This window comes from Ramlibacter sp. MAHUQ-53 (genome assembly GCF_052600055.1).
On record NZ_JBQWTS010000004.1, the window covers coordinates 38,182 to 59,140 of the forward strand.

Genomic DNA, 20,959 nt, shown 5'->3' on the forward strand with positions numbered 1-20,959 from the left:
AGACAACTGTTACCAGCGGCAGCCGGCGGGCAGGCCCGCGGCCTGCCTACGATTGCTGTTGACCCAAGGAGTCCCACACCATGAAGAACACACGCCTCCACCTCTCGCGCCTGCTCGCCGTCATCCTGTCGGCGGCCCTGGTGGCGCAGGCCCCGCTGGCCCGCGCCGAGATCGTCGACACCGAGACCCTCGCCAGCCAGAACCAGGCCGAGCAGGACCGCGCCAAGGTGCGCGCCTTCGTCGAGCGCGCCACCGTCAAGGAGCGCTTCGAGGCCATGGGCCTCGGCGGCCTGGCCGCCCAGGACCGGGTGAACGCCCTGAGCGAGGCCGAGGTCCATGCGCTGGCCCAGCGCATCGACGCCATGCCCGCCGGCGGCAACCTGAGCAACCAGGACCTGATCCTGATCCTGCTGATCGCCATCCTGGTCGCCATCGCCCTGTGACCCGCCGGTGACCGTGATCACCGGGCGCCGCCGGCTGCTCGCGGCTGCCGGCGCCCTGCTCGCCCTCGCGGGGTGCGCCTCGCTTCCCGTACCCGACTACCGCGCCGGCCTGGGCCCGCTGCCGGCCGGCCGGCCGGCCCGCGTCGAACTCACCGACGTGCCCTTCTTCCCCCAGGAGGATTACCAGTGCGGCCCCGCCGCGCTCGCCACCGTGCTCCAGGCCGCGGGCATCGCCCGCACGCCGGAGGAACTGGTGGAGCAGGTCTACCTGCCGCAGCGGCAAGGCAGCCTGCAGGTGGAGATGCTGGCGGGCGCGCGCCGCTCCGGCGCCGTGCCCTACGTGCTGCGCGGCGAGCCGGCCGACCTGGTGCGCGAGCTGGCGGCAGGCCATCCCGTCGTGGTGCTGCAGAACCTGCGCTGGCGCCTGCTGCCGCAATGGCACTACGCGGTGGTGGTGGGCGTCGACCTGGCCGAGGGCACCGTCACCCTGCGTTCCGGCACGGTGCGGCGGCTGGTGATGCCGCTCAATGAATTCGACCGCAGCTGGGCGCTGGCGGACCGCTGGGCCTTCGTGGCCCTGCCGCCCGATCGCCTGCCCGCCAGCGCGCGGGAGGCGGAATGGGTTTCGGCCGCCGCGAACTTCGAGCGCGTGGCGCCGGCCCTGGGACCGCGCGCCTACGAGACGGCGCTGGCGGCATGGCCCCGCAACCTGCTCGCACGGCTGGCGCTGGGCAATGCGGCCTACCGGCAGCGGCAGCTCGGGCAGGCCCGCGAGCACTATGCCCGCGCCACCCGGGAGCACCCCGAGGCCGGGGATGCCTGGAACAACCTGGCGCAGGTGCTGTTCGAGCAGGGCGAGCGCGACCCGGCCCTGCAGGCGGCCCGGCGCGCGGTGGCCCTGGGCGGTCCGCGCGCGGACCGCTACGCCGCCACCCTCGGTCGGATCGAGGCCGCCGGCGCACCCTCGTCCCGGTGAGCGCCGGCGCGAGCGCCCCGGCCCGCGCGGACAGCGCGGGCGGGCCGCTTACTCCTTCGGCGCGCCCGAGTCGCGCACGATGCCTTCGTAGCGCTTGATCTCGGCCACGGAGAAGCGGCCGAACTCCTGCGCCGTGCCGCCCAGGACGATCGCGCCCATGCCGGTCAGCTTGGCGTTGATCTCCGGGTTGCGCAGGATCTTGTTCACCTCGGCGTTCAGGCGCGCCACGGCGTCGGCCGGCGCGTTGGCCGGCAGCATCAGGCCGTACCAGGCGGAGGCGATCATGGGCGTGCCAGCCTCCTTGAAGGTGGGCACGTCCGGCAGCGCCGGCAGGCGCTTGTCGGAGGCCACCGCCAGCGGCCGCAGCAGGCCGCCGCGGATGCTGCCCAGCGAACCGGTGTCGATCATCATGTCGATGTGGCCGGCGATGAGGTCCTGGGCGGCCGGGCCGCTGCCCTTGTACGGCACGTGGCGCACGTCCACGCCCGAGGCCGTCTTGAACTGCGCGCCCGCCAGGTGCTGCGAGCCGCCGATGCCGGCCGAGCCATAGGTGTACTTGCCCGGCTCCTTCTTCGCGGCGGCCACCAGGTCCTTCAGCGAGGCCCAGGGGGACTTGGCGGGCACCACCATCACGTTGGGGATCTCGCACAGCGAGACCACCGGGGTGAAGTCGGTCACCGGGTCGTAGCCCAGCTTCGCGTAGAGGTGCGGCGCGGCGGCGTTGGTCGAGCTGGTGGCCAGGAGGATGGTGTGGCCGTCGGCCTTCTCCTTGACGAACTGCTGCGTGCCGAGCACGCCGCCGGCGCCGGCCTTGTTCTCCACCACCACCGGCACGCCCAGGGCCTGCGACAGCGGCTGCGACAGCATGCGGGCCACCTGGTCGGTGGCGCCGCCGGTGGGCCAGGGCACGAGGATCTTCACCGGGCGGTTGTCGCTAGGCCAGGCGGCCGCGGCGAGGCCGCAGGAGAGCGCCAGTGCGGCGCCGACGATCGCGCCGCGGCGCGAGAGCTTCAGGGAGTGCGCGTTCATTTGTCTTTCTGCGAGATCGCGGCGTCGACCCAGGCCGACGAGTACGTGCCGCCCAGGATGGCGGCGATGGTTTCCTGCTCGTGGGCGACCTTGGCCTGGGCCAGGCGCGCCACCTCGGCGGCCACCGCGCGCGGCACGGCGATGATGCCGTCGCCGTCGCCGACGATGATGTCGCCGGGGTTCACCAGCATGCCGCCGATGGTCACCGGCACGTTGATGCTGCCGGGGCCCTCCTTGTAGGGCCCGCGCAGGCTGATGCCGCGGGCCCAGCACGGGAACTGGTGCTGCTCGAAGGCGTCGGCGTCGCGGATGGCGCCGTCCATGACGAAGGCCACCGCGCGGCGCACCCGCGCCGAGGTCATCATGATCTCGCCGACCAGGGCGCGCGAGGTGTCGCCCTCGCCGTCGACGACCAGCACGTCGCCGGGCTCGAGCATGTCGAGCGCCTTGTGGATCAGGAGGTTGTCGCCGGCGCGCACGCGCACGGTGAGGGCGTTGCCGCAGGTGGAGACCGGCGAGCGGTTGATGGGGCGCAGTGCGGTGGTGCCGACCAGGCGGCCGCCCATGACGTCGCCGATGACGGAGGTGGGCAGGCCGCGCAGGGCCTCCACGGCCACCGTGTCGCCGTCGACGCGGGGCTGGATGATGATGCCGGTGAAAAGGGTCATGGTTCAGTCTACCTTGGCGCCGGAGCGCTTCACGACGGTCTCCCACAGGGGCAGCTCGCGCGCGATGAATTTCGAGAAGGCGTCGGGCGTGCCGTTGACGTCGCTGGACCCCATCTTGTCGAGGGTGGCCTGGACGTCCTTGCCATCGATCACCTTGTTCAGGGCCGCGTTCAGCCGCTGCACCAGGGCCGGCGGCGTCTTGGCGGCGGCGAACACGCCGTACCAGTTCTCGGTGACGAAGTCGGGCATGCCCAGCTCCTTCATCGTCGGCACGTCGGGCATGACCTTGGAGCGCACCGCGCCGGTGGTGGCCAGCGCGCGCACGCGGCCCGAGGCCACCTGCGGCGCGATGACCGTGGTCGTCTCGAACGCCATCTGCACCTGGCCGGCGACCACGTCCTGCATCGCCGGGCCCTGGCCCTTGTACGGGATGTGGGTGATGTCCAGCCCTTTCTCGAGCTTGAGGAGTTCGCCCATGAGGTGCTGCGGGCTGCCGCTGCCGCCGGAGGCGTAGCTGAACTTGCCGGGGCTCTTGCGCGCCAGGTCCACCAGCTGGCCCAGGTTGGCGGCGGGCACGCCGGCGTTGACGTACAGCACCAGCGGCACCGAGGCCACGGCGCCGACGGGGGCCAGCCCCTGCACCGGGTCCACCCGCAGCTTGTACAGGTTGCGGTTGATCACCACGCCGGTGTTGTTGCCAAGCAGGAGGGTGCAGCCGTCGGGCGCGGACGTGGCCACGAACTCGGTGCCGATGTTGCTGCTGGCGCCGGCCTTGTTCTCCACGATCACCGTGGTGCCCAGCTCGCGGGCCAGGCCCGGCTGCACCAGGCGGGCCAGGATGTCGGTGGTGCCGCCCGGCGGGTACGGCGAGATCAGCTTCACGGTGGCACACGGGTAGGCCGACTGGGCGGCGGCGCCGGTAGCGGCCAGGGCCAGCAGCAGGCCGGCGCAGAGCGCGGGAAGCGAGGACAGGGTACGCGGGGTCTTCATGGGAAATGTCTCCTGGCGTCGGTCGCGCGCGCCTCAGGCCCCCAGCGGGGAGGCCTCGGCGCGCTGCAGCGTGTGGTACTTGAACTTCTTGCGGGCCTCGGTGAGCGGCAGGCCCTCGAGGGCGGCCTGCAGGATCCGGTCCTCCACCGCGCGCGTGGCGAGCGCGCGGGTCAGCACCTCCTGCAGGCGCTGGCGCGGCACCACGACCACGCCGTCCGCGTCGCCCACCACGAGGTCGCCGGGGCACACGCGCACGTCGCCGAGCATGACCGGCTGCTCGTAGGCCTCCACCTGCACCCGGTCCTTGCCGGTGCGCATGAAGCGGCCGTTGGCATAGAGCGGGTAGCCGGCCTCGTCGGCCTCCGCGGTGTCGCGGCACACGCCGTGGACCACCGTGCCGGCGAGGCCCTTGTGCGCGGCCAGGCGGCTGAGGATGCCGCCCCACACGGTGCAGTCGAGCCGGCCGCCGTTGTCCAGGACGGCCACCGTGCCGGGCGCGAGGGTGTCGATGAAGTCGCCCACGGTGCCGGGGTTGAAGCGGTCGATGGGCGCGAAGCGCACGGTGAAGGCCAGGCCGAACAGGCGCGCCGGGCCGGCGATGGGACGGATGCCCAGTGCGCTGCCCGGCAGGCCGAGCGCGTCGAGCGCGTCGGAGACTTCGGCGGTGGAGAGCTGGCGGGCCTGCTGGAACCAGTCGGCCCGGAGGATGTCGTCGGTGGTCATGGGAGGGCGTTGGGGAACACGGGCGCCATCTTCTTGTGCCGTTAAACTGAATTCAACCGCCGATTTCTGAACATAGGATCAATCAAATTGAACTTAAGGCAATTGCGTTACTTCTGCGAGATCGTGGAAGCCGGCAATGCCCGGGCCGCGGCGCAGCGCCTGTTCGTCGCGCCCACCGCGATCAGCATGCAGCTGGCGCAGCTGGAGGACACCCTGGGCGGCCCCCTGTTCGACCGCGGTTCGCGCCCGATGGCGCTCACCGCGCTGGGCGAGTTCGTCTACCCCAAGGCGCGCGAGCTGCTGGCGGCGGCGAGCCGGCTGGAGCGCGAGGCGCGCGGCATGGCGGCGGGCAAGCTGGGGTGGCTCAGCATCGGCTTCACCCGCTCCACGATCTTCTCGGTACTGCCGGACGCGGTGCGGGCGATGCAGGCCGCCTTCCCGGACGTGCGCATCGAGCTGCTCGAGATCCTCACCGAGGACCAGGCCGCGAGCCTGCGCAGCGGCGCGATCCACCTGGGCGTGGCGCGCGTGCTCGGCGAGTTCGCCCGCGAACCGGACCTCGCCTATGCCGACCTGTTCGACGACCCGCTGGTGGCCGCCGTGCCCCTGCAGCACCCGCTGGCCGCGCGCGCGGCCCTGGTCCCGGCGGACCTCGACGCCCTGCCCTTCATCACCTACCCCGGCAGCGCCAACAGCCACTTCTCGCGCCAGGTGCTGGCGGCGCTGCAGGCCGCCGGCTCCATGCCCCGCATCGGCCACGAGGCCAAGGAGATCCACACCGCCCTGGGCCTGGTGGCGGCGGGCCTCGGGGCGACGGTGGTGGGCCGCAGCGTGGCGGCCAACAACCGCACCGACATCCGCTTCCTGCCGCTCACCGGCATCGCCGCGGCCAGCAAGGTGATCGCGGTGCGCAAGACCGGCAGCGCGAACCCGCTGGCCGATGCCTTCCTGGCGATCCTGCGCGGGCAGCTGGCCGCGCCGGCCCGGGCGACGCCGTTGGCGGTAGAGTCGGCGGCGCCGACCCCGCGCGAGACGAACGAACGATGAACCGACTGCAAGCCGAACTGCGCCGCCTCTACCTCGTGGACGATCCCGCCGCGCCAGCGGGCTCGGTCCGGGCGATGGTGCTCGAACTCGGCGGGCCGGAGGCCTGGAGCGGCCTCGCCCCGGTGTGGCAGGGGGTGCAGGCCGACCTGGAGCTGCCGGCGCCCGCCATCGCGGTCACGGGCGGTGAGGGCCTGCAGCTGTGGTTCTCCCTGGCCGCGCCGGTCGATGCGGGCCGGGCGGCGGCCTTCCTCGAGGGCCTGCGGCGCCGCTTCCTCGCCGGCCAGCCCGCTTCACGCGTGCGGGCCGCGCCGTCACCCGGCGCCAGCGCCCTGCCGGACTTCCCGCCCCAGCCGGTGGCCGCGGACCGCTGGTCCGCCTTCGTGGCGCGCGACCTCGCCCCCCTGTTCGACGACGAGCCGTGGCTCGACCAGCCCGCCGGGCCCGACGCCCAGGCCGACCTGCTCTCGCGTCTGGAGCCGATCCCGCTGCGCGGGTTCGAGCAGGCGCTCGCGCGCCTCGGCCAGGCACCGGCCGCGGCCGCCCCGGGCGCCGCGGCGGGACTGGCCGGCCCCGCCACGGCCACGGCCACGGCGTGCGAGGGCGAGACGCTGGCGCCGCGCGCCTTCCTGCGCCGGGTGATGAACGACCCTGCGGTGGAGATGGCCCTGCGGATCGAGGCCGCGAAGGCGCTGCTGCCGCACCTGGACGGCTGAGGCGGACGACGCCCGGGCGCCCCCGCCGCCATGAGAGACTCGGGCGTGATCGAGACAGGAAAAGCATCGGATTGGGAGGCCCTGGGCCTGGCCGCCTACGACGGCCTCATCGGGCGGCTCGAGGGCTTTCGCGCCCGCGAGGGCCAGCGCGCCATGGCGCAGGAGGTCGCGCGCACGCTGGCGCGCGGCGAACTGGGCGAGGTGGCCGGCGACCCGGACTGCGCCATCGCCGTGGTCCAGGCCGGCACCGGCGTGGGCAAGTCGGCGGCCTACATCAGCGCCGGTGCGGCGATTGCCAAGGCGCGTGGCACCCGGCTGGTGATCTCCACCAGCACCGTGGCCCTGCAGTCGCAGCTGCTCGAGAAGGACCTGCCCGCCCTCGCCGCCGTGGCGCCGGTGCGCTTCACCTTCGCCCTGGCCAAGGGCCGCGGCCGCTACGTCTGCCAGGACAAGCTGCTGCGCCACGCCCTCATCGAGACCGGCACGCAGGACCTGCTGGACTTCGGCGACGACCCGCCCGCACCCACCCCCTCGGGTGACGCGCACGAGGCCCGGGTGCGCTTCTACCGCGGCCTGGCCGACGCCGTCGCCGCCGGCTGGGACGGCGACCGCGACACCCTGCCCGCCCCGCCCCCGCCCGAGGACTGGGCGCCGGTGGCGGCCGAGCGCCACACCTGCACGGTCAAGGCCTGCGCGCACTTCGACGAATGCGCCTACTACCGCGCCCGCCGCAAGCTGGCCGATGCCGACGTGATCGTCGCCAACCACGACCTGCTCCTGGCCAGCATGAACGCGCGCGTGCTGCCCGAGCTCTCCGACAGCCTGCTGGTGATCGACGAGGCCCACCACCTGCCCCGCAAGGCGGTGGAGCAGTTCGCCGCGAGCATGGACCTGAGCCGGCTGCGCTGGCTGGACAAGGCGCCGCGCGCCCTGGCCGGCGTGGCGGCGGAACTCGAGGTCACGCTCACGCAGCCGGTGGAGCCCGCCGCGCGCGAGCTGCGCACCGCCCTCACCGAGCTGGCCCGCGTGCTGGTGGAGCACCTGGGCCGCGACGAGCCGGTGCCCACCGGCGCGCGCCGGCTCGACGAGGCCGAGGTGCAGGAGCTGCTGCGCGAGCCGCTGCGGCAGGTCGCCGCGCACGCGGCCACGCTGATGAATGCCGCCAACGCCCTGGCCACCGAGCTGCGAAGCCGCATGCGGGACAACCCCGGCGCCACCCGCCTGACCGCGATGTTCGCGGCGCTGGGTGGCTTCGCGCCGCACCTCACCGCCACCCGCGAGGCGGCCGAGGGCCTGCTCGCCGAGGGCGACGCCGCCCGCCGCACCGCCAAGTGGTGCTCGGTCGACACCGACGGCAGCTTCCTGGGCATCAAGCTGCATGCCTGCCCCATCCTGCCCGGCGACCTGCTGCGGCAGAACCTGTGGTCCCGCGTGCGCAGCGCGGTGCTGACCTCGGCCACCATCACCAGCTGCGGCAGCTTCGGCTTCTTCCTGTCCGAGGCCGGCCTCTCGCGCGACCCGGCGGTGACCTCGCTGGCGGTGAAGAGCCCCTTCGACTACGCGCGCCAGGGCCGCATCGTGGTGCGCCAGACGCGCGCCTCGCCCAAGGACCTGGCCGCCTTCAACGCCGAGGTGGTGGCCCTGCTGGTCCGCGAGATCGAGGCCCTGCAGGGCGGCGGGCTGGCCCTCTTCACCTCGCGCCGGCACCTGGACCAGGCCGTCGAGGCGCTGGGCGAGCGCCTGCGTGACCGCGTGCTGGTGCAGGGCGCGCGCCCGCGCGGCGCGCTGGTGGCGGAACACGCGCGCCGGGTGCGCGCCGGCCAGCCCAGCGCGCTGCTGGGGCTGGCCTCCTTCGGCGAGGGGCTGGACCTGCCCGGCGACCTGTGCCGCGAGCTGTGGATCACCAAGCTGCCCTTCGCCAGCCCGGACGACCCGGTGGGCGAGGCCCGCGCCGACTACGTCGAGGCCAACGGCGGCAACGCCTTCTCCGACCTGGTGGTGCCCGAGACCGGCGTGCGCCTGCTGCAGTGGACCGGCCGCGGCATCCGCACCGAGACGGATACCGCGCGCATCACCATCTTCGACCGGCGCATCACCGAGCAGGCCTACGGCCGCCGCATCCTGGCGGGGCTGCCGCCCTACCCGGTGGAGGTGGTGCCGGCGGGCTGAGGCGGCGCCCTGCCGCCGCCCGCGGGGCCCCGGGGACCCGCAGGCGAAGGCGGCCTCGCCGTCAGAGACCGGAGTACCTCGGCACCGCCTTGCGCAGCGCGGCGCCCACCACCGCACGGAAGCGGGCGTTGTGCAGGCACATGCCGCCGGCCAGGCCCACCGCGCAGCCGACCACGGTGTCGACCAGGCGCGCCATCATCAGCGCCTCGGGCGGCTGGCTCCCGAGCTGCGCGGCCTCGGCCAGCAGGATCGTCATCGGCGTGATGAACACCACGGCCAGGCCGTAGTGGCGCACCACCAGGGTCTCGACGATGAAGGCCAGCAGGGTCAGCAGGGCGGCGATGCCCCAGTCCCCCAGCGACAGCGTGGCCAGCGCCCCGAAGACCGCCAGGCCCGCCGCGGTGCCAAGGATGCGGTGGAACTGCCGCACCCACACCGCCCGCAGCGAGACGCCCTGGATCACCGACAGGCAGCTCACGGGCACCCAGTAGGGGCGGGGCAGCTGCAGCAGCTGCGCGAGGGCGAGCGAGAGGCCGACGAAGGCGCCGATCACCACCGCGTCGACGACCACGAAATCGAAGTCGGGCCGAAGCGGCGGCGCCGGCACGGGCGGCGCGCGCCGCAGCCGCAGCAGGCTGTAGGCGAAGGCGATGACCACGCCCAGCACGCAACCCATGGTGAGCAGGCCGATGTGCGTTTGCGCCTCGCGCAGGGAGCTGGGCGTGTAGGCGCCGATGGCCGCCGCCATCACGAAGAACAGGCCGCCCGGCGGCGGCACCGCGTAGAAGCGGCACACCATGGTCACCGCGATGGTGATCAGGGTCAGCAGGGGCAGCGTCAGCGGCGCATACAGGTGGCTCAGGACCCCCAGGGTGTAGCAGGCCACCAGGCCGAAGGCGCAGGCCATGAGCCAGGCCATGCGGTGCGCCAGCGGGGTGCCGGGCAGGTAGAGGAACACCAGGCCGCCGAGCGAGGCGACCAGGCCGTTGCCGAGGTGACCCGCCGCCGCGCCGATGAAGATCGGCAGGCCGGTGGCCAGGGCCGCGGCCAGCGGCATCGCCAGCGGGCGCTCGCTGGCCGTGAGCGTGGTGAGGTGGCGCCACTCGGCCGCCACCACGCCCCGGGCCCGACCGAGGGCGGCGCGCAGGCGAGGGAGGCGGTTCATCCGCGGGATTATCGGCGGGCCTCGCGTGTCACCTGCGCGGCGGCGCCCGGCGCGGGCGCCGCGTAGAGTCGCTGCCAACGCAACTTTCCCGGCCCGCGCCGGCCCGCCGCATGACCACTCGCCGCGCCACCCTCCAGGCCCTGGGGGCCGCCGCCCTCGCCGCCGGTGCGCCCTGGCCCGCGCGCGCCCAGGCCGCGTGGCCGCCGGCCAAGGGCATCCGCTTCGTCGTGCCCTTCGTGCCCGGCGGCACCTCGGACATCGTGGGCCGCGCCGTGGCCACCGAACTGACGTCGCAGCTGGGCGTGCCGGTGGTGGTGGACAACAAGGCCGGCGGCGGCGGCGTCCCGGCCATGCAGGACGTGGCGCGGTCGCCGGCCGACGGCAGCACCGTGATCCTGGGCCACGTGGGCTCGCTGGCGGTGAACCCGCTGATCTTCAAGGACACCGGCTACGACGTGAACCGCGACTTCGCGCCGGTGACGCTGCTGGTCAAGGTGCCCAGCCTGTTCGTCGTGCACCGCGACGTGCCGGTGCAGGACTTCAAGTCCTTCATCGCCTATGCGAAGGCGCGGCCCGGGCAGCTCAATTACGGCTCCGCGGGCAACGCCAGCGCGGGCCACCTGGCGATGGAGTGCCTGAAGCTGGCGACCGGCACCTTCATGACGCACATTCCCTACCGCGGCACCGGCCCCGCCCTCACCGACCTGCTCGCGGGCAGGCTGCAGGTGTTCTCGGCGGGCACGCCGGCGCTGCTGCAGCACATTCGCAGCGGCGCCCTGCGCTGCATCGCCACCGGCACCCGCCAGCGCGTGCCGGTGCTGCCCGACGTGCCCACGGTGGCCGAGATGGGCTACCCCGACTTCGAGACCGTGCAGTGGTACGGCATGCTGGCCCACGCGCGCACGCCGCCCGAGATCCTGGAGCGGCTGCAGCGCGAGTGCTTCAAGGCCCTGCGCATGCCGGCGGTGGCCGAGCGCTTCGCCGCGGAGAGCGCGGTCGTCGACGGCGGGCCGGGCACGCAGTTCGCGGCCTTCATCGCGAAGGAGCAGGCGCGGTGGAAGGACGTGGTGGTGCGGGGGAAGATCAGGCCGGATTGAGCGGGGCCGCGAGGCGCACGCGCCACGCCAGCGGCAGCGCCCCCCAGGTGACGCCCAGCACGGCCAGCCAGAGGTTCCCCGCGCGCCAGGCGTCCGGCGAATAGGCGGCCAGCATCTCGCCCATCGTGCGGTGCTGCACGAGCGCGCCGAAACCGAACTCGAAGGCCAGCGTCGCTGCCAGCCACAGGCTGCCCGCCGCCAGGGCCTGGCCGGCCGAGACCGGGCCGATCCACCGCACCGTGGCCAGCGCCACGCCCAGGATCGCCAGCGACAGGACGAGGCCGCTGGCCACCAGCGCACCGCGCGGCCCCATGACGGGGACCAGCGCCAGCTCGCGCAGGGCACCGTTCACGAAGGCCAGCGCCAGCACCGCACACCAGGCCACCAGGGCCCGCCCGCAGGTTCGAATCATGGGCGGAGTATGGCCTCCCGCGATGCCCGCCCGACGCAGGCGCGGCCTGCCCGTTTTTTAGGCATTGCGTGGAAGCCCAGCACCGGCGCGGCTTCCGAGGGTTTTCCCTGGGACTGTCCACAGCCTCGCCCACAGGCGCTGGGGGCAACTTCCGCGGACGCCGCCGGGGGCCTGACTGGCGGCTGCGGCGGCTCCGGCGGTCCGCCCCGCCGGCGTTGACGCACTGCGGCGCCAGGCAGGATCCTCGCCCCGCCAGCGGCCATCGACCGTCGCCCAGGCCCCACCCATGACAACCTCCCCCGCGTGGACCCCGCTGATCATTGCCCATGCCTCGGCCGCCGCCGCGGCGCTGCTGCTCGGTGGCGCCGTGCTCGCGCGGCGCAAGGGCACCGCGGGCCACCGCCGCCTGGGCTGGACCTGGGTCGTCCTGATGGCACTCGTCGCGCTCCTGTCCTTCGGAATCCGCGACCGCGGCTTCGGCTGGATCCACGCCTTGTCCGTGTTCACGCTGGCGATGCTGGCCACGGGCCTGGTGTTCGCGCACCGGGGGCAGGTGGCGCGCCACCGGGGGACGATGGTCACGCTCTACTTCGCCGCCCTGGTCGTCACCGGCCTGTTCACGCTGCTGCCGAACCGCCGGCTCGGCCAGGCCCTCCTCTCGGGCCTGGGCCTGCTTCAATAGGTCGTCGACACCGTCACGCGCACCGAGCGGGGCTCCACCGGGTGCAGGTGCAGGTCCTCCACGCCACCCGGCGCCTCGCCGCGGAGCCGGGAGGCGTAGAAGTACTCGACGTCGCTGGCCTTGCGGTTCAACAGGTTGAACACGTCCACCCGGAACTGCGTCTGCGGGGTGAGGCGGTAGGCGACACGGACCTGGGCCAGCGTGGACGGCGACGACCGCTGCGAGCCGTCCTCCACCAATGGGCGCGGGCCGACATGGCGCAGCTGCACATGGCCGGACCACGCGCCCGGCCCGCTGACCGTGGCGCCCAGCGATGCCACCCGCCCCGCCGCCCCGGGCACCGCGTCGCCCGCCGGGTCGGGCTGCGTGAAGCGCGCGCGGGACCACGCCATCGCCAGGTCCCACTGCAGCCATGGCACGACGCGCCAATGGATGTCCCACTCGAGGCCGCGCCGGCGGCTGGCGCGGCTGGGGGCGGTGTCACCGGCATCGCCGGAGAACACCAGCTCGGACGCCAGGCGCAGCTGCCACAGCGCCAGCGAGCTTTGCAGCCCCCGCAGCACCTGCGTGCGCAGCCCCAGCTCGGCCCCGCGCGAGCGCACCAGCGGCGTGACCGGCTCCACGGGCAGCCGCTCGCGCGGCGCCAGGCGGGCCACCGTGCCGCGGGCGTCGTTGCTGTGGAAGCCGGTGCCCGCGTTGACGAACACCTCGGTCGCCGACCACGGACCGAGCACCAGCGCCAGCCGTGGCGAGACGATGGACGCCGCACGGCGGCCGCTGTTGTCGGCCAGGGAGCTGGCCACATCGAAATCGAACCGGTCACCGCGCACGCCGGCCACCGCCCGCAACCACGGCAGCCATTGCGTGTCGTTGGCCAGGTGCACGCCCAGGGAGGACTGCCGCACTCGGCTCTCCTGGATCAAGGCCACCCGTTCGCGCGCCTCGGTGGCATGCAGGCCCACCGGGTCGATGCGGTCCCGGCGCACCTGCAGGCCCAGCGTGGTGGTGCCGTCGCGCCCGCCCGGCGCGGTGTCCCAGCGCCGGCTCACCGCACCGCCCAGGACGGCGCGCCGCTCGGACTGCGCGAACTGGTCGCCGCGCACGCCTGCGGCATCGACGCCGGGCAGGTCGGCCGGGTGCAGCAGCCACCCGGTGAAGTTGGAGTACAGGTCGAGGCGCGAGCGGATCGTGTAGGCGGAGGCCTGCCACTGCCCGTCGCGCACCTGGCGCTGCCAGTTCCAGGACAGGCTGGACCGCGCGGTCGTTCCGCCGTCGGTGGGGTCGAGCGTGCCGAAGCGGTCCACCCGGCCCGCGGCCAGCGCGCGCTGCGGCACCTGGTCGGTGGCGTACCAGCCGGCGCGGTAGCCCATGCCGGTGAGCGACCAGCGCTGCGGTCCGTCCGCCTCGCTGTAGCGAAGTACCGCGTTGCTGCGACGGGCCTGCTCGGGCCGCTGCCATGGGCCGTCGCCGTGCGAGCCCTCGAGCGCATGCAGCAGCTGCCCGCGCCCGAGCGCGCGGCTCTGCGCCAGCAGGACCCGCGCGTGGCGCCACGTGCCCCCGGTGACCTCGGCCACCGGGCGGGCCAGCGTGTCGCGCAGCTGCAGGCGGGCCGAGCCGGCGGAGGAGAAGTCACCGTCCTGCGCGTCGTAGGGGCCCTTGCGGAAGCCGATGCGGTCCACCAGCTCCGGCACCAGCCAGTTCAGGTCGGAGTAGCCCTGGCCGTGGGCATGCGAGGGCATGTTCACCGGCATGCCGTCGACCCAGGTCGCGAAGTCGGTGCCGTGGTCCAGGTTGAAGCCGCGCAGGAAATACTGGTTGGCCTTGCCGGCCCCGGAGTGCTGCGTCACCACCAGGCCGGGGACGAACTCCAGCACCTCGGCGGGGCGCAGTGTCGGCCGTCGCTCGATCAGCGTGGCGGTGGCGACGCCGGCGCTGGCCGCGTCGAACGCGCCGACCGCGGTGTCGTAGTGGCCCTGGATGGTGACCTCAGGCAACGAGGGCCCGGCCTGCGCGGACACGCCGGCGGCGGCCGCCGCGAACACGACCGCCACCGCGGGCCGCAGGCGCCGACCCGGCCTCATGCGCACGGGCGCGCCTTCAAAGGTCCACCTTCATCTCGGCGAACAGGCTGCGCTGCGGATAGGGATGGAAATTCCAGTACCGCTCGCCGGTGAGGTTGTCGATGCCGAAGGCCAGCGCGGTGGTCTTCGTCAGCTGGTGGCGCACGCGCAGGTCCAGCACCAGGAAGCGGCTCACGCCCATGTAGGTGAAGCCATTCACGTCGCTGTTGTTCAGGGTGCGGTACTGGGTGCCGCTGTAGCGGGCGGCCAGGGTCGTCGTCCACTCGGGCGTCCAGCGGTAGCTGGCGGTGGCGGCGGCGCGCCAGCGCGGGATGTTGGGCTGGCGCTTGCCGAGCGTGTCGCCCGGCACCGCGACGAAGCCGGCGTTCTCGCGGATCCGCGAGTCGGCCCAGGTGAGGCTGGCGGTGAGGTCCAGGCCGCGCGCGAGGGCGTCCCAGGCCGTGGCGGCCGCCTCCACGCCGCGCGTGGCGATGCGCCCCACGTTCTGCACGCGGGTGACGTTGAGGTTGGCCGCGGGGTCGAACAGCGCCTGCGAGTACAGCGCGTCGCGCGTGTCCTCGGCGAAGCCGGTCACGCGCAGCAGGCCCTGGCCCAGGTCCTTCTCGGCGCTCAGCTCGCCGGTCCACGAGCGCTCGGGGCGCAACGCGGGGTCGTTGATGTAGCGCGCGTTGGCGGTGGACGTCGCGCCATAGAGTTCGGCCACCGTGGGCATGCGCACCGCGCGGCCCAGGGCCGCCTTGAGCACGGTGCCGGGCTGCCACTGCCACGAGACGGCCGCCTTGGGCGAGAAGAAGGTCGCCTCGCGCGAGGGCCAGGCGGCATCCACCGCGGGCACCGCGCCCGGGATGCGCGTGCGCCCCGCCTCGGCGGACCACTGCTCCAGGCGCCCGCCCAGCACCGCCTTCCAGCGCGGCGCGAAGGCCCAGGTGTCCTGCGCCCAGGCACTGCGCAGGCGGGTGCGCCCGCCGGTGTCCGACACCAGCGGGCCGGGCTCGCCGTCGATCCACGAACCCGCCGTGCCGCGGGTGCGGTAGTCGAGCGCGAAGCTGTCCTGCTGCAGGCCGGCATCGACCACGTGGCGGCCCTGCGCGCCCACCGGCCGCCAGGTGCCCTTGACGGCCAGGGTGGTCCAGCCGGTGCCGCTGCCGTCGGCCACCGTGCCGGCGCCGCCCGCCTCGGCGGCGGGCAGCGGGTTGTTCGCCGCGTTCTGGCGCTTGAGGTCGCGCGCGTAGCGGTAGCGGCTGGCCGCCATCTCCCAGTCGAACTCGCCCTGGGTGTGGCGCTTGAGCGCCAGGCCCTGGCTCACGTGGGTGAGGGACTCGCGCGTGAGCGGGAAGTCGGCGCCCGAGAGGGGCGCGAAGCTGCGGCCGTCGATGTGGATGGGGCCGCTGGTGACCGGCCGGCCCGCGGCGTCGCGCAGCCAGGACGCCGGCCGCCCCTCGGCGTCGTTCTGCCAGGCGCCGACCGTGTAGGTGGCGCGCAGCGTCGGGCTGAAGTCGTAGGCCAGCCTGGCCTTGGCATGGTCCTGCCGCGAGGTGTACTGCGTGGCTGCCCCCAGGAGGTACCAGGGCGCGTTGGCGCCGTTGCGCCCGAGGACCGCGCCGGTCACCGGGGTGCCCGTGCCGCCCGGCGTGCCGCTGGCGAGCAGGCGCGTGGCGAAGGTCAGGGGCTGGCCCTCGGCCTCGGTGCGGTGCAGGTTGAACCACCAGGCCCAGTCGCCGGCGCGGCTGCCCGCCGAGGCGCTGGCCTGCCAGCTGCGGTAGGCGGCCTGCGTGCCGCCGTACTCGAAGGGCTGGCGGCTCAGGCCCGCCTTGCCATGCGCCTCGAAGCGCGTGGGCATGCGGGTGGTGTACTCCACGACCGCGCCCACCGAGTTGCCGGGGTAGGCGGCGGAGAACGGGCCGTACATCACGTCGACCCGCTCGATCTCCTCGGGCGTCACCAGGCCCCAGCGCGGGGGAAAGGACAGCCCGCCGACGCCGTTGCCCAGGAAGTTGGACAGCAGGATGCCGTCGGCATACACCGCCGAGCGCGCGCTGTTGCCGGTGCCGGAGGCGCGGCTGGAGAGGATGGCGTGGTTGTAGTCGCCGACGTAGCGCTTGCGCACCAGCAGGCTGGGGAGGTACTTGAGCGCGTCCCCGCTGTCGGTAGCGTTGATGTCACGCTCGATCTGGGCGCGGGTGATGCCCTCGACGGTGGCGGGAATCTGCGTGGGCAGCGAGGTGGGCGCGCCGCTGGTGATGGTGACCACGCCCAGGGACCGGGCGGGCTCGTCATTCGCCTGCGCGCGGGCGTGCGGCGCGAGGCATCCGGCCGCAGCCAGGGCGGCGGCCAGGGAAAATTTCTGCATGGGGGCTCCTGGATTCCAAGGAGCCGGCGCCTAGGCGCCGGCACGGCGGGATCAGGCGCGGGTGGGCGGGCCGCGTGGCGGCAGCGGCGCCCCGGCCCGCGGGCCGGTCGGCCGGTCGCCACGCCAGGCAAGGAAGCCGGGCGCGGCCGGTGCGACGCCATGCGCCGCAGCGACTGTCGGCGGCGGCGCCGCCACGGACAGGCACAGCGCACACTGAACGGAGTGCGCCTTGGCGGCAGCCGCATCGCCCTCCTCGTGGACGACCCAACGGCCATCGCCGCTGGCGGAGCAGACCCAATCCAGCGGCGGCGGGTGGACCGACGGCGCCGCCGCCGCCACGCCCAGCGCCACGACGAACCATGCCAACACGAGCAGGGTGAGGTGGCGAGCGCGCAGGCGGGAGAACATGGGAGGCGGGATTATGCCGGGGGTACGCAGGCCAGGCCGCGCTTGTCCCGCACGCGTGCGACGCCGGGCGCGCCCTCCCCGGCTCAGGCAGGCATGGCCGCCAGCGTCAGGTCGATGGCCTCGCCCAGCGCCTGCAGGGCCACGGTGGCGTCCTGGGGCGCATGCATGCGTGCCATCACGTCCTCGGTCTCCTTGCAGACGCGGGCCAGGTGCCGCGCGCCCACGGTGCCGGCCGTGCCCTTGAGCGTGTGCGCCAGGCGCACCGCGTCCTGCTGCGCGCCGCTGCGGCAGGCCTCCACCAGCATCGCCAGCGTGCGTGGGGCCTCGGCGCGGAACAACGGCAGCAGCTCGTCGTAGAGGGACTCGATGCCGCCCAGGCTCTCGACCGCGCCCGCCCGGTCCAGGAGCGCCTCCCGGGGCGCCGTCCCATCGCGCGCTTCGGTCGCGGCCGGCATGTCCGCCGAGCCAGGCGCCTCCTGCGGCGCCTTCGCCACGGGCACAGGCGCGGGGGCCGGCAGGTCGCCCCGCGGCGCGGCCGGCACCCCGGGGCGCGCATGGGCGCGCAGCACCGCCACCAGCTCGCGCAGCACGAAGGGCTTGGCCACATGGTCGGTCATGCCCGCCTCCAGGCACTCGCGGCGGTCGGACTCCATGGCGTTGGCCGTCATGGCCACGATCGGCAGGTCGGCGAAGCCCTCGATGCGGCGGATGGCCCGCGTCGCCTGCAGGCCGTCCATGCGCGGCATCTGCCAGTCCATCAGCACCAGGTCGTAGCCGCCGGCGCGGACCTTCTCCACCGCCTCGACGCCGTCCACCGCGATGTCCACGCGCGCCCCCTGCCGCGAGAGCAGCTCGCGGGCCACCATCTGGTTGTTCTCGTTGTCCTCGGCCACCAGCAGCCGCAGGCCCGCCAGGGGCAGGTCGTCCGGCTGCGCCGGGGCCTGGCGCGGCGCGCGCGGCGCATCGACGCACTGCGCCAGCAGCCGCGGCGTCACCGGCCGGGTGAGGCAGGCCGCGAGGTGCCGCCGCCGCTGCGGCTCGAGCTGGGCCACCAGCTCCTGGACCTCGGCCGTCCCCAGCACGATCACCGGCGGGCCGTCGTCGCCCAGCGCGTCGCCGATGCGGCGCGCGGTCTCCAGGGCGACCTCGCGGTCCATGAGCCAGTCGATGAAGACGGCATGCCAGCCGCCTTCCAGCGCGCGCGCGATTGCCTCGTCCGCAGTGCCCGCCTCCACCACATCCCAGCCCAGCGCGCGCAGCATCGCGGCATGGGCCTCGCGGGTGATGGCGCGCGGGTCTGCCACCAGCACGCGGCGGTGCGGCGGCGGCGCGGCGCCGTCGTCGGGCGCGGCCGGCAGGTCCAGGCGGAAGAAGAACCGGCTGCCCTCGCCGGCACGGCTTTCCACGCGCAGCTCGCCCCCCAGCAGGGCCACCAGCCGCCGGCTGATCGCCAGGCCCAGGCCGGTGCCGCCGAACCGCCGCGTGGTCGAGGCCTCGGCCTGCCCGAAGTCCTCGAACAGCCGCTGCAGCTGGCGCGGCGCGATGCCGATGCCGGTGTCGCGGATCGAAAACTCCACGCACACCGTGCTGCCGTCCCGCGCCACCGGCGCCACGGACAGCACCACCGAGCCCCGCTCGGTGAACTTGATCGCGTTGCCGGCCAGGTTGATCAGCACCTGGCGCAGGCGCATGTCGTCGGTTACCAGGCGCGCCGGCAGCTGCGGGTGCAGGTCGAACAGCACGTCGACCGGCTTGGCCCCGACCGCGGTCGCCAGGATCACCGAGAGGTCCCGCAGCAGCGCGTCGACCTCGAAGGCGCGCGGGTCCAGCGTCATCTTGCCGGCCTCGACCTTGGAGAAGTCCAGGATGTCATTGAGGACGCTGAGCAGGGCCTGGGCCGCGCCCTCGGCCTTGCGGATGTAGTCCTCCTGCTGCCCCGTCAGCGGGGTGTGCTGCACCAGCTGCAGCATCCCCAGCACCGCGTTCATGGGGGTGCGCAGCTCGTGGCTCATGTTGGCCACGAAGCGGCTCTTGGCCTCGCTGGCGCGCAGCGCGTCGTCGCGGGCCTGGCGGATCTCGGTGACGTCCAGGCCGATGGCGAAGAAGCCCTGGACGCGCCCGTCCGCCACGTCGGGGATGTAGTGGACCTGGCGGGTGCGCACCGGGCCGCCAGGGTCGGGCCCGGTTCTCTCGAAGGTCTGGCGCTCGCCGCCCAGGGCTGCGCGGATGCGGTCCGGCCGCTCGGGCTGGTCGGCGCAGTCGCCATACAGCTCGGTCCAGTGGCAGCCCGGCATGGGCAGCCCCTTGTGCGCGTGGCCGGCCAGGAACTCGGAGTTGGCAAAGCGGCAGCGGCCGGCACTGTCCCAGTACGCAACGCGCCCGGGGATGCTGTCGGTGACCAGCCGCATCAGGTTCTCGCTGGCACGCAGCGCGGCCTCGGCCTGGCGGCGCGCCGAGTGGTCCACGTAGGTGAGGATGAAGCCGCCGTCGGGCATCGGCCCGGCGTGGATCTCCAGCAGGCGTCCGTCGGGCAGCTGGCGCTCGAAGCGGTGCGCTTCGGTGATCGGGACCCAGGCCTCGGCATTCGCCGGTTCGCCGTCCGCCTCGACGCGGTACAGGAGCGTGGAGATGGCGAGGTCCGGCACCACCTCGCCCTCCGGCAATCCCAGCAGCCGGTGCAGGAAGGCGTTCTGCGCGACGACGCGCAGGTCCTTGTCGAACACGCTCAGGCCGCAAGGCAGGTTGTCCAGCACGGCGTGCAGGCGCTCGTTGCCGCGCGCCAGGTCGACAGAGGCGCGCTCGAGGTCCGCGGTCATGCGGTGCGCCAGGGCCAGGGCCCGGGCCCGGCCCTGGGCAATCAGGCCGGCGAGCATCGCCACCACCAGCGTGATGACGGTGCCGGCGACGGCCACCGTCACCGTGCCTGGCGACAGGCCCAGCACGGTGGGATGCAGGCGCGGCTTGGCCGCGGCCTGCAGCGTCATGAGGCGCTCCCCGACGCGGAACGAACGCTCGCCCTGCATCGTGCGGCCGGCATAGCCACCCTCGCCCCGCGTGAGCACCGCGGCGTCGACCAGGCCCTGCGAATCCGACATCAGCCGCCCCTCGGCGGGCAGGCCGTCGTAGAGACGGTAATCGAGCATGAAGTCGGTGAAGGCCTGCAGGTCGCCGAGGATCTCGCTGGCCACGATGGCGGCGTGCAGCAGGCCCACCAGCCGCCCGGAGCCGTCGGCGCTGTCCTCCCGCACCGGCAGCAGCGCCACCCATCCCGGGCCGCCCTGCTGGTCCTGCAGCAGCGTGACCCGGGGCGTGAGCGTGGTCAGCCCGCTGGACAGCGCCTGATCGATGGTGGTGCGGCGCACCGGGTCGGCGCCCAGGTCGAAGCCCAGGGCGGCCTCGTTGGCCGCCAGGGGCTCGATGTACTTCACCAGGTACAGGTCCGGCTGCGCGCCGCGGGATTTCACCTGGAAGGCCGGCCGGCCCGCCGCGTGCTGCGCGTCGACGAAGGCCTTCAGCCGGTCACGCTCCACCCGCACGACCAGCCCGAAGCCGCGGATGCCTCGGAACTCGTGCCACAGGTTGCGACGATCGAGGGCGCGGCGGAACTCGTCGGCGGTCATCCCCGGGCGCAGTGCCACCGCGCCGCTGAGCCCGCGCAAGCCGTTTTCCGCGCGCTCGATGCGTCGGACGATCTCGTGCGCAAGCCGGTCCACGTGGCCCTCGAAGGTCTGGACCGAGCGCACGCGGGCGGCGCGTTCGGTGGCCACGGCCACCCAGGCCGTCAGCGAGACGCCGAGCAGCAGGATCAGGGGAACGCCCCACGCGCCGAGGCGGGCGACGGCGCGCCGCAGGAGCATGGAGGGCGCGAGCCTGGCGGGCCCCTCCCCGGACGGCGTCGGCATGTCAGGGACCTCCGGGGCGCCAGTGGCGGGTGGGAACGGGGACGGCGCACAGGCTCATGGCCGTGCTTTCGGCAGGGCGCGCCGGAACTTGAAGTGGACGATGC

17 protein-coding genes are annotated in these 20,959 nt (G+C 74.1%); 7 read left to right on the forward strand and 10 right to left on the reverse strand.

Annotation, left to right across the window (positions count from 1 at the left end; all coding sequences use genetic code 11):
- Window positions 1-80: 80 nt before the first annotated feature.
- Together ACT80S_RS07650 and ACT80S_RS07655 are read left to right on the forward strand one after the other, a co-directional pair.
- Window positions 81-443, forward strand: a complete 363-nt coding sequence (locus ACT80S_RS07650; protein ID WP_377414648.1) for a PA2779 family protein — start codon at window positions 81-83, stop codon at window positions 441-443.
- Window positions 444-450: 7 nt separating this feature from the next.
- On the forward strand, window positions 451-1,419 hold the full coding sequence (locus ACT80S_RS07655; protein ID WP_377414651.1) for a PA2778 family cysteine peptidase: 969 nt from the start codon (window positions 451-453) through the stop codon (window positions 1,417-1,419).
- Between the two features lie 48 nt (window positions 1,420-1,467).
- On the opposite strand, the gene ACT80S_RS07660 is transcribed toward ACT80S_RS07655, so the two are convergent.
- From ACT80S_RS07660 to ACT80S_RS07675, 4 genes are read right to left on the reverse strand one after another with little or no spacing between them, the layout of a single operon-like run.
- Window positions 1,468-2,448: a Bug family tripartite tricarboxylate transporter substrate binding protein gene (locus ACT80S_RS07660; RefSeq protein WP_377414653.1), complete on the reverse strand. Its 981-nt coding sequence runs from the start codon at window positions 2,446-2,448 to the stop codon at window positions 1,468-1,470.
- Window positions 2,445-3,116, reverse strand: a complete 672-nt coding sequence (locus ACT80S_RS07665; protein ID WP_377414655.1) for an RraA family protein — start codon at window positions 3,114-3,116, stop codon at window positions 2,445-2,447. The genes ACT80S_RS07660 and ACT80S_RS07665 overlap by 4 nt, the downstream gene beginning before the upstream one ends.
- A 3-nt stretch (window positions 3,117-3,119) precedes the next feature.
- Window positions 3,120-4,106 carry a Bug family tripartite tricarboxylate transporter substrate binding protein gene (locus ACT80S_RS07670; protein ID WP_377414657.1) on the reverse strand — a complete coding sequence of 329 codons (987 nt, stop codon included), beginning with the start codon at window positions 4,104-4,106 and terminating at the stop codon, window positions 3,120-3,122.
- A gap of 33 nt (window positions 4,107-4,139) precedes the next feature.
- The gene (locus ACT80S_RS07675; protein ID WP_377414660.1) at window positions 4,140-4,829 is read right to left on the reverse strand and encodes an RraA family protein; all 690 of its coding nucleotides are present in this window, start codon (window positions 4,827-4,829) and stop codon (window positions 4,140-4,142) included.
- A gap of 87 nt (window positions 4,830-4,916) precedes the next feature.
- On the opposite strand from ACT80S_RS07675, the gene ACT80S_RS07680 reads away from it, so the two are divergent.
- The 3 genes from ACT80S_RS07680 to dinG are packed head-to-tail and all read left to right on the forward strand — an operon-like array spanning window position 4,917 to window position 8,758.
- Window positions 4,917-5,876 (forward strand): LysR family transcriptional regulator, encoded by a 960-nt coding sequence (locus ACT80S_RS07680; RefSeq protein WP_377414662.1) that lies wholly within the window; start codon window positions 4,917-4,919, stop codon window positions 5,874-5,876.
- Window positions 5,873-6,589 (forward strand): hypothetical protein, encoded by a 717-nt coding sequence (locus ACT80S_RS07685; protein WP_377414664.1) that lies wholly within the window; start codon window positions 5,873-5,875, stop codon window positions 6,587-6,589. Before ACT80S_RS07680 ends, ACT80S_RS07685 begins: the two co-directional genes overlap by 4 nt.
- Before the next feature lie 30 nt (window positions 6,590-6,619).
- Window positions 6,620-8,758: an ATP-dependent DNA helicase DinG gene (dinG, locus tag ACT80S_RS07690; protein ID WP_377414666.1), complete on the forward strand. Its 2,139-nt coding sequence runs from the start codon at window positions 6,620-6,622 to the stop codon at window positions 8,756-8,758.
- Between the two features lie 61 nt (window positions 8,759-8,819).
- Here dinG and ACT80S_RS07695 read toward each other — a convergent pair whose 3' ends face one another.
- The gene (locus tag ACT80S_RS07695) at window positions 8,820-9,923 is read right to left on the reverse strand and encodes an FUSC family protein (protein WP_377414668.1); all 1,104 of its coding nucleotides are present in this window, start codon (window positions 9,921-9,923) and stop codon (window positions 8,820-8,822) included.
- Window positions 9,924-10,033: 110 nt separating this feature from the next.
- Here ACT80S_RS07695 and ACT80S_RS07700 point away from each other — a divergent pair, with 110 nt between their 5' ends.
- Window positions 10,034-11,020 (forward strand): Bug family tripartite tricarboxylate transporter substrate binding protein, encoded by a 987-nt coding sequence (locus ACT80S_RS07700; protein ID WP_377414671.1) that lies wholly within the window; start codon window positions 10,034-10,036, stop codon window positions 11,018-11,020.
- Here the strand turns inward: ACT80S_RS07700 and ACT80S_RS07705 are convergent.
- Window positions 11,007-11,432: a hypothetical protein gene (locus ACT80S_RS07705; RefSeq protein WP_377414673.1), complete on the reverse strand. Its 426-nt coding sequence runs from the start codon at window positions 11,430-11,432 to the stop codon at window positions 11,007-11,009. The two genes, ACT80S_RS07700 and ACT80S_RS07705, sit on opposite strands and share 14 nt — an antisense overlap.
- Before the next feature lie 286 nt (window positions 11,433-11,718).
- Between ACT80S_RS07705 and ACT80S_RS07710 the strand changes: the two genes are divergently transcribed.
- Window positions 11,719-12,114, forward strand: coding sequence for a DUF2306 domain-containing protein (locus tag ACT80S_RS07710; RefSeq protein ID WP_377414675.1), 396 nt, complete (start codon window positions 11,719-11,721; stop codon window positions 12,112-12,114).
- Here ACT80S_RS07710 and ACT80S_RS07715 read toward each other — a convergent pair.
- The 4 genes from ACT80S_RS07715 to ACT80S_RS07730 form a co-directional block, all read right to left on the reverse strand.
- Window positions 12,108-14,195 carry a TonB-dependent receptor gene (locus ACT80S_RS07715; protein ID WP_377414677.1) on the reverse strand — a complete coding sequence of 696 codons (2,088 nt, stop codon included), beginning with the start codon at window positions 14,193-14,195 and terminating at the stop codon, window positions 12,108-12,110. The genes ACT80S_RS07710 and ACT80S_RS07715 overlap by 7 nt on opposite strands.
- A gap of 16 nt (window positions 14,196-14,211) precedes the next feature.
- On the reverse strand, window positions 14,212-16,545 hold the full coding sequence (locus tag ACT80S_RS07720; protein WP_377414679.1) for a TonB-dependent receptor: 2,334 nt from the start codon (window positions 16,543-16,545) through the stop codon (window positions 14,212-14,214).
- Window positions 16,546-16,596: 51 nt separating this feature from the next.
- Entirely contained in the window at window positions 16,597-16,953 is a 357-nt protein-coding gene (locus tag ACT80S_RS07725; RefSeq protein ID WP_377414681.1) for a DUF2946 domain-containing protein, read from the reverse strand.
- Between the two features lie 83 nt (window positions 16,954-17,036).
- Window positions 17,037-20,855 carry a CHASE domain-containing protein gene (locus tag ACT80S_RS07730; protein ID WP_377414683.1) on the reverse strand — a complete coding sequence of 1,273 codons (3,819 nt, stop codon included), beginning with the start codon at window positions 20,853-20,855 and terminating at the stop codon, window positions 17,037-17,039.
- Window positions 20,856-20,959: the final 104 nt, after the last annotated feature.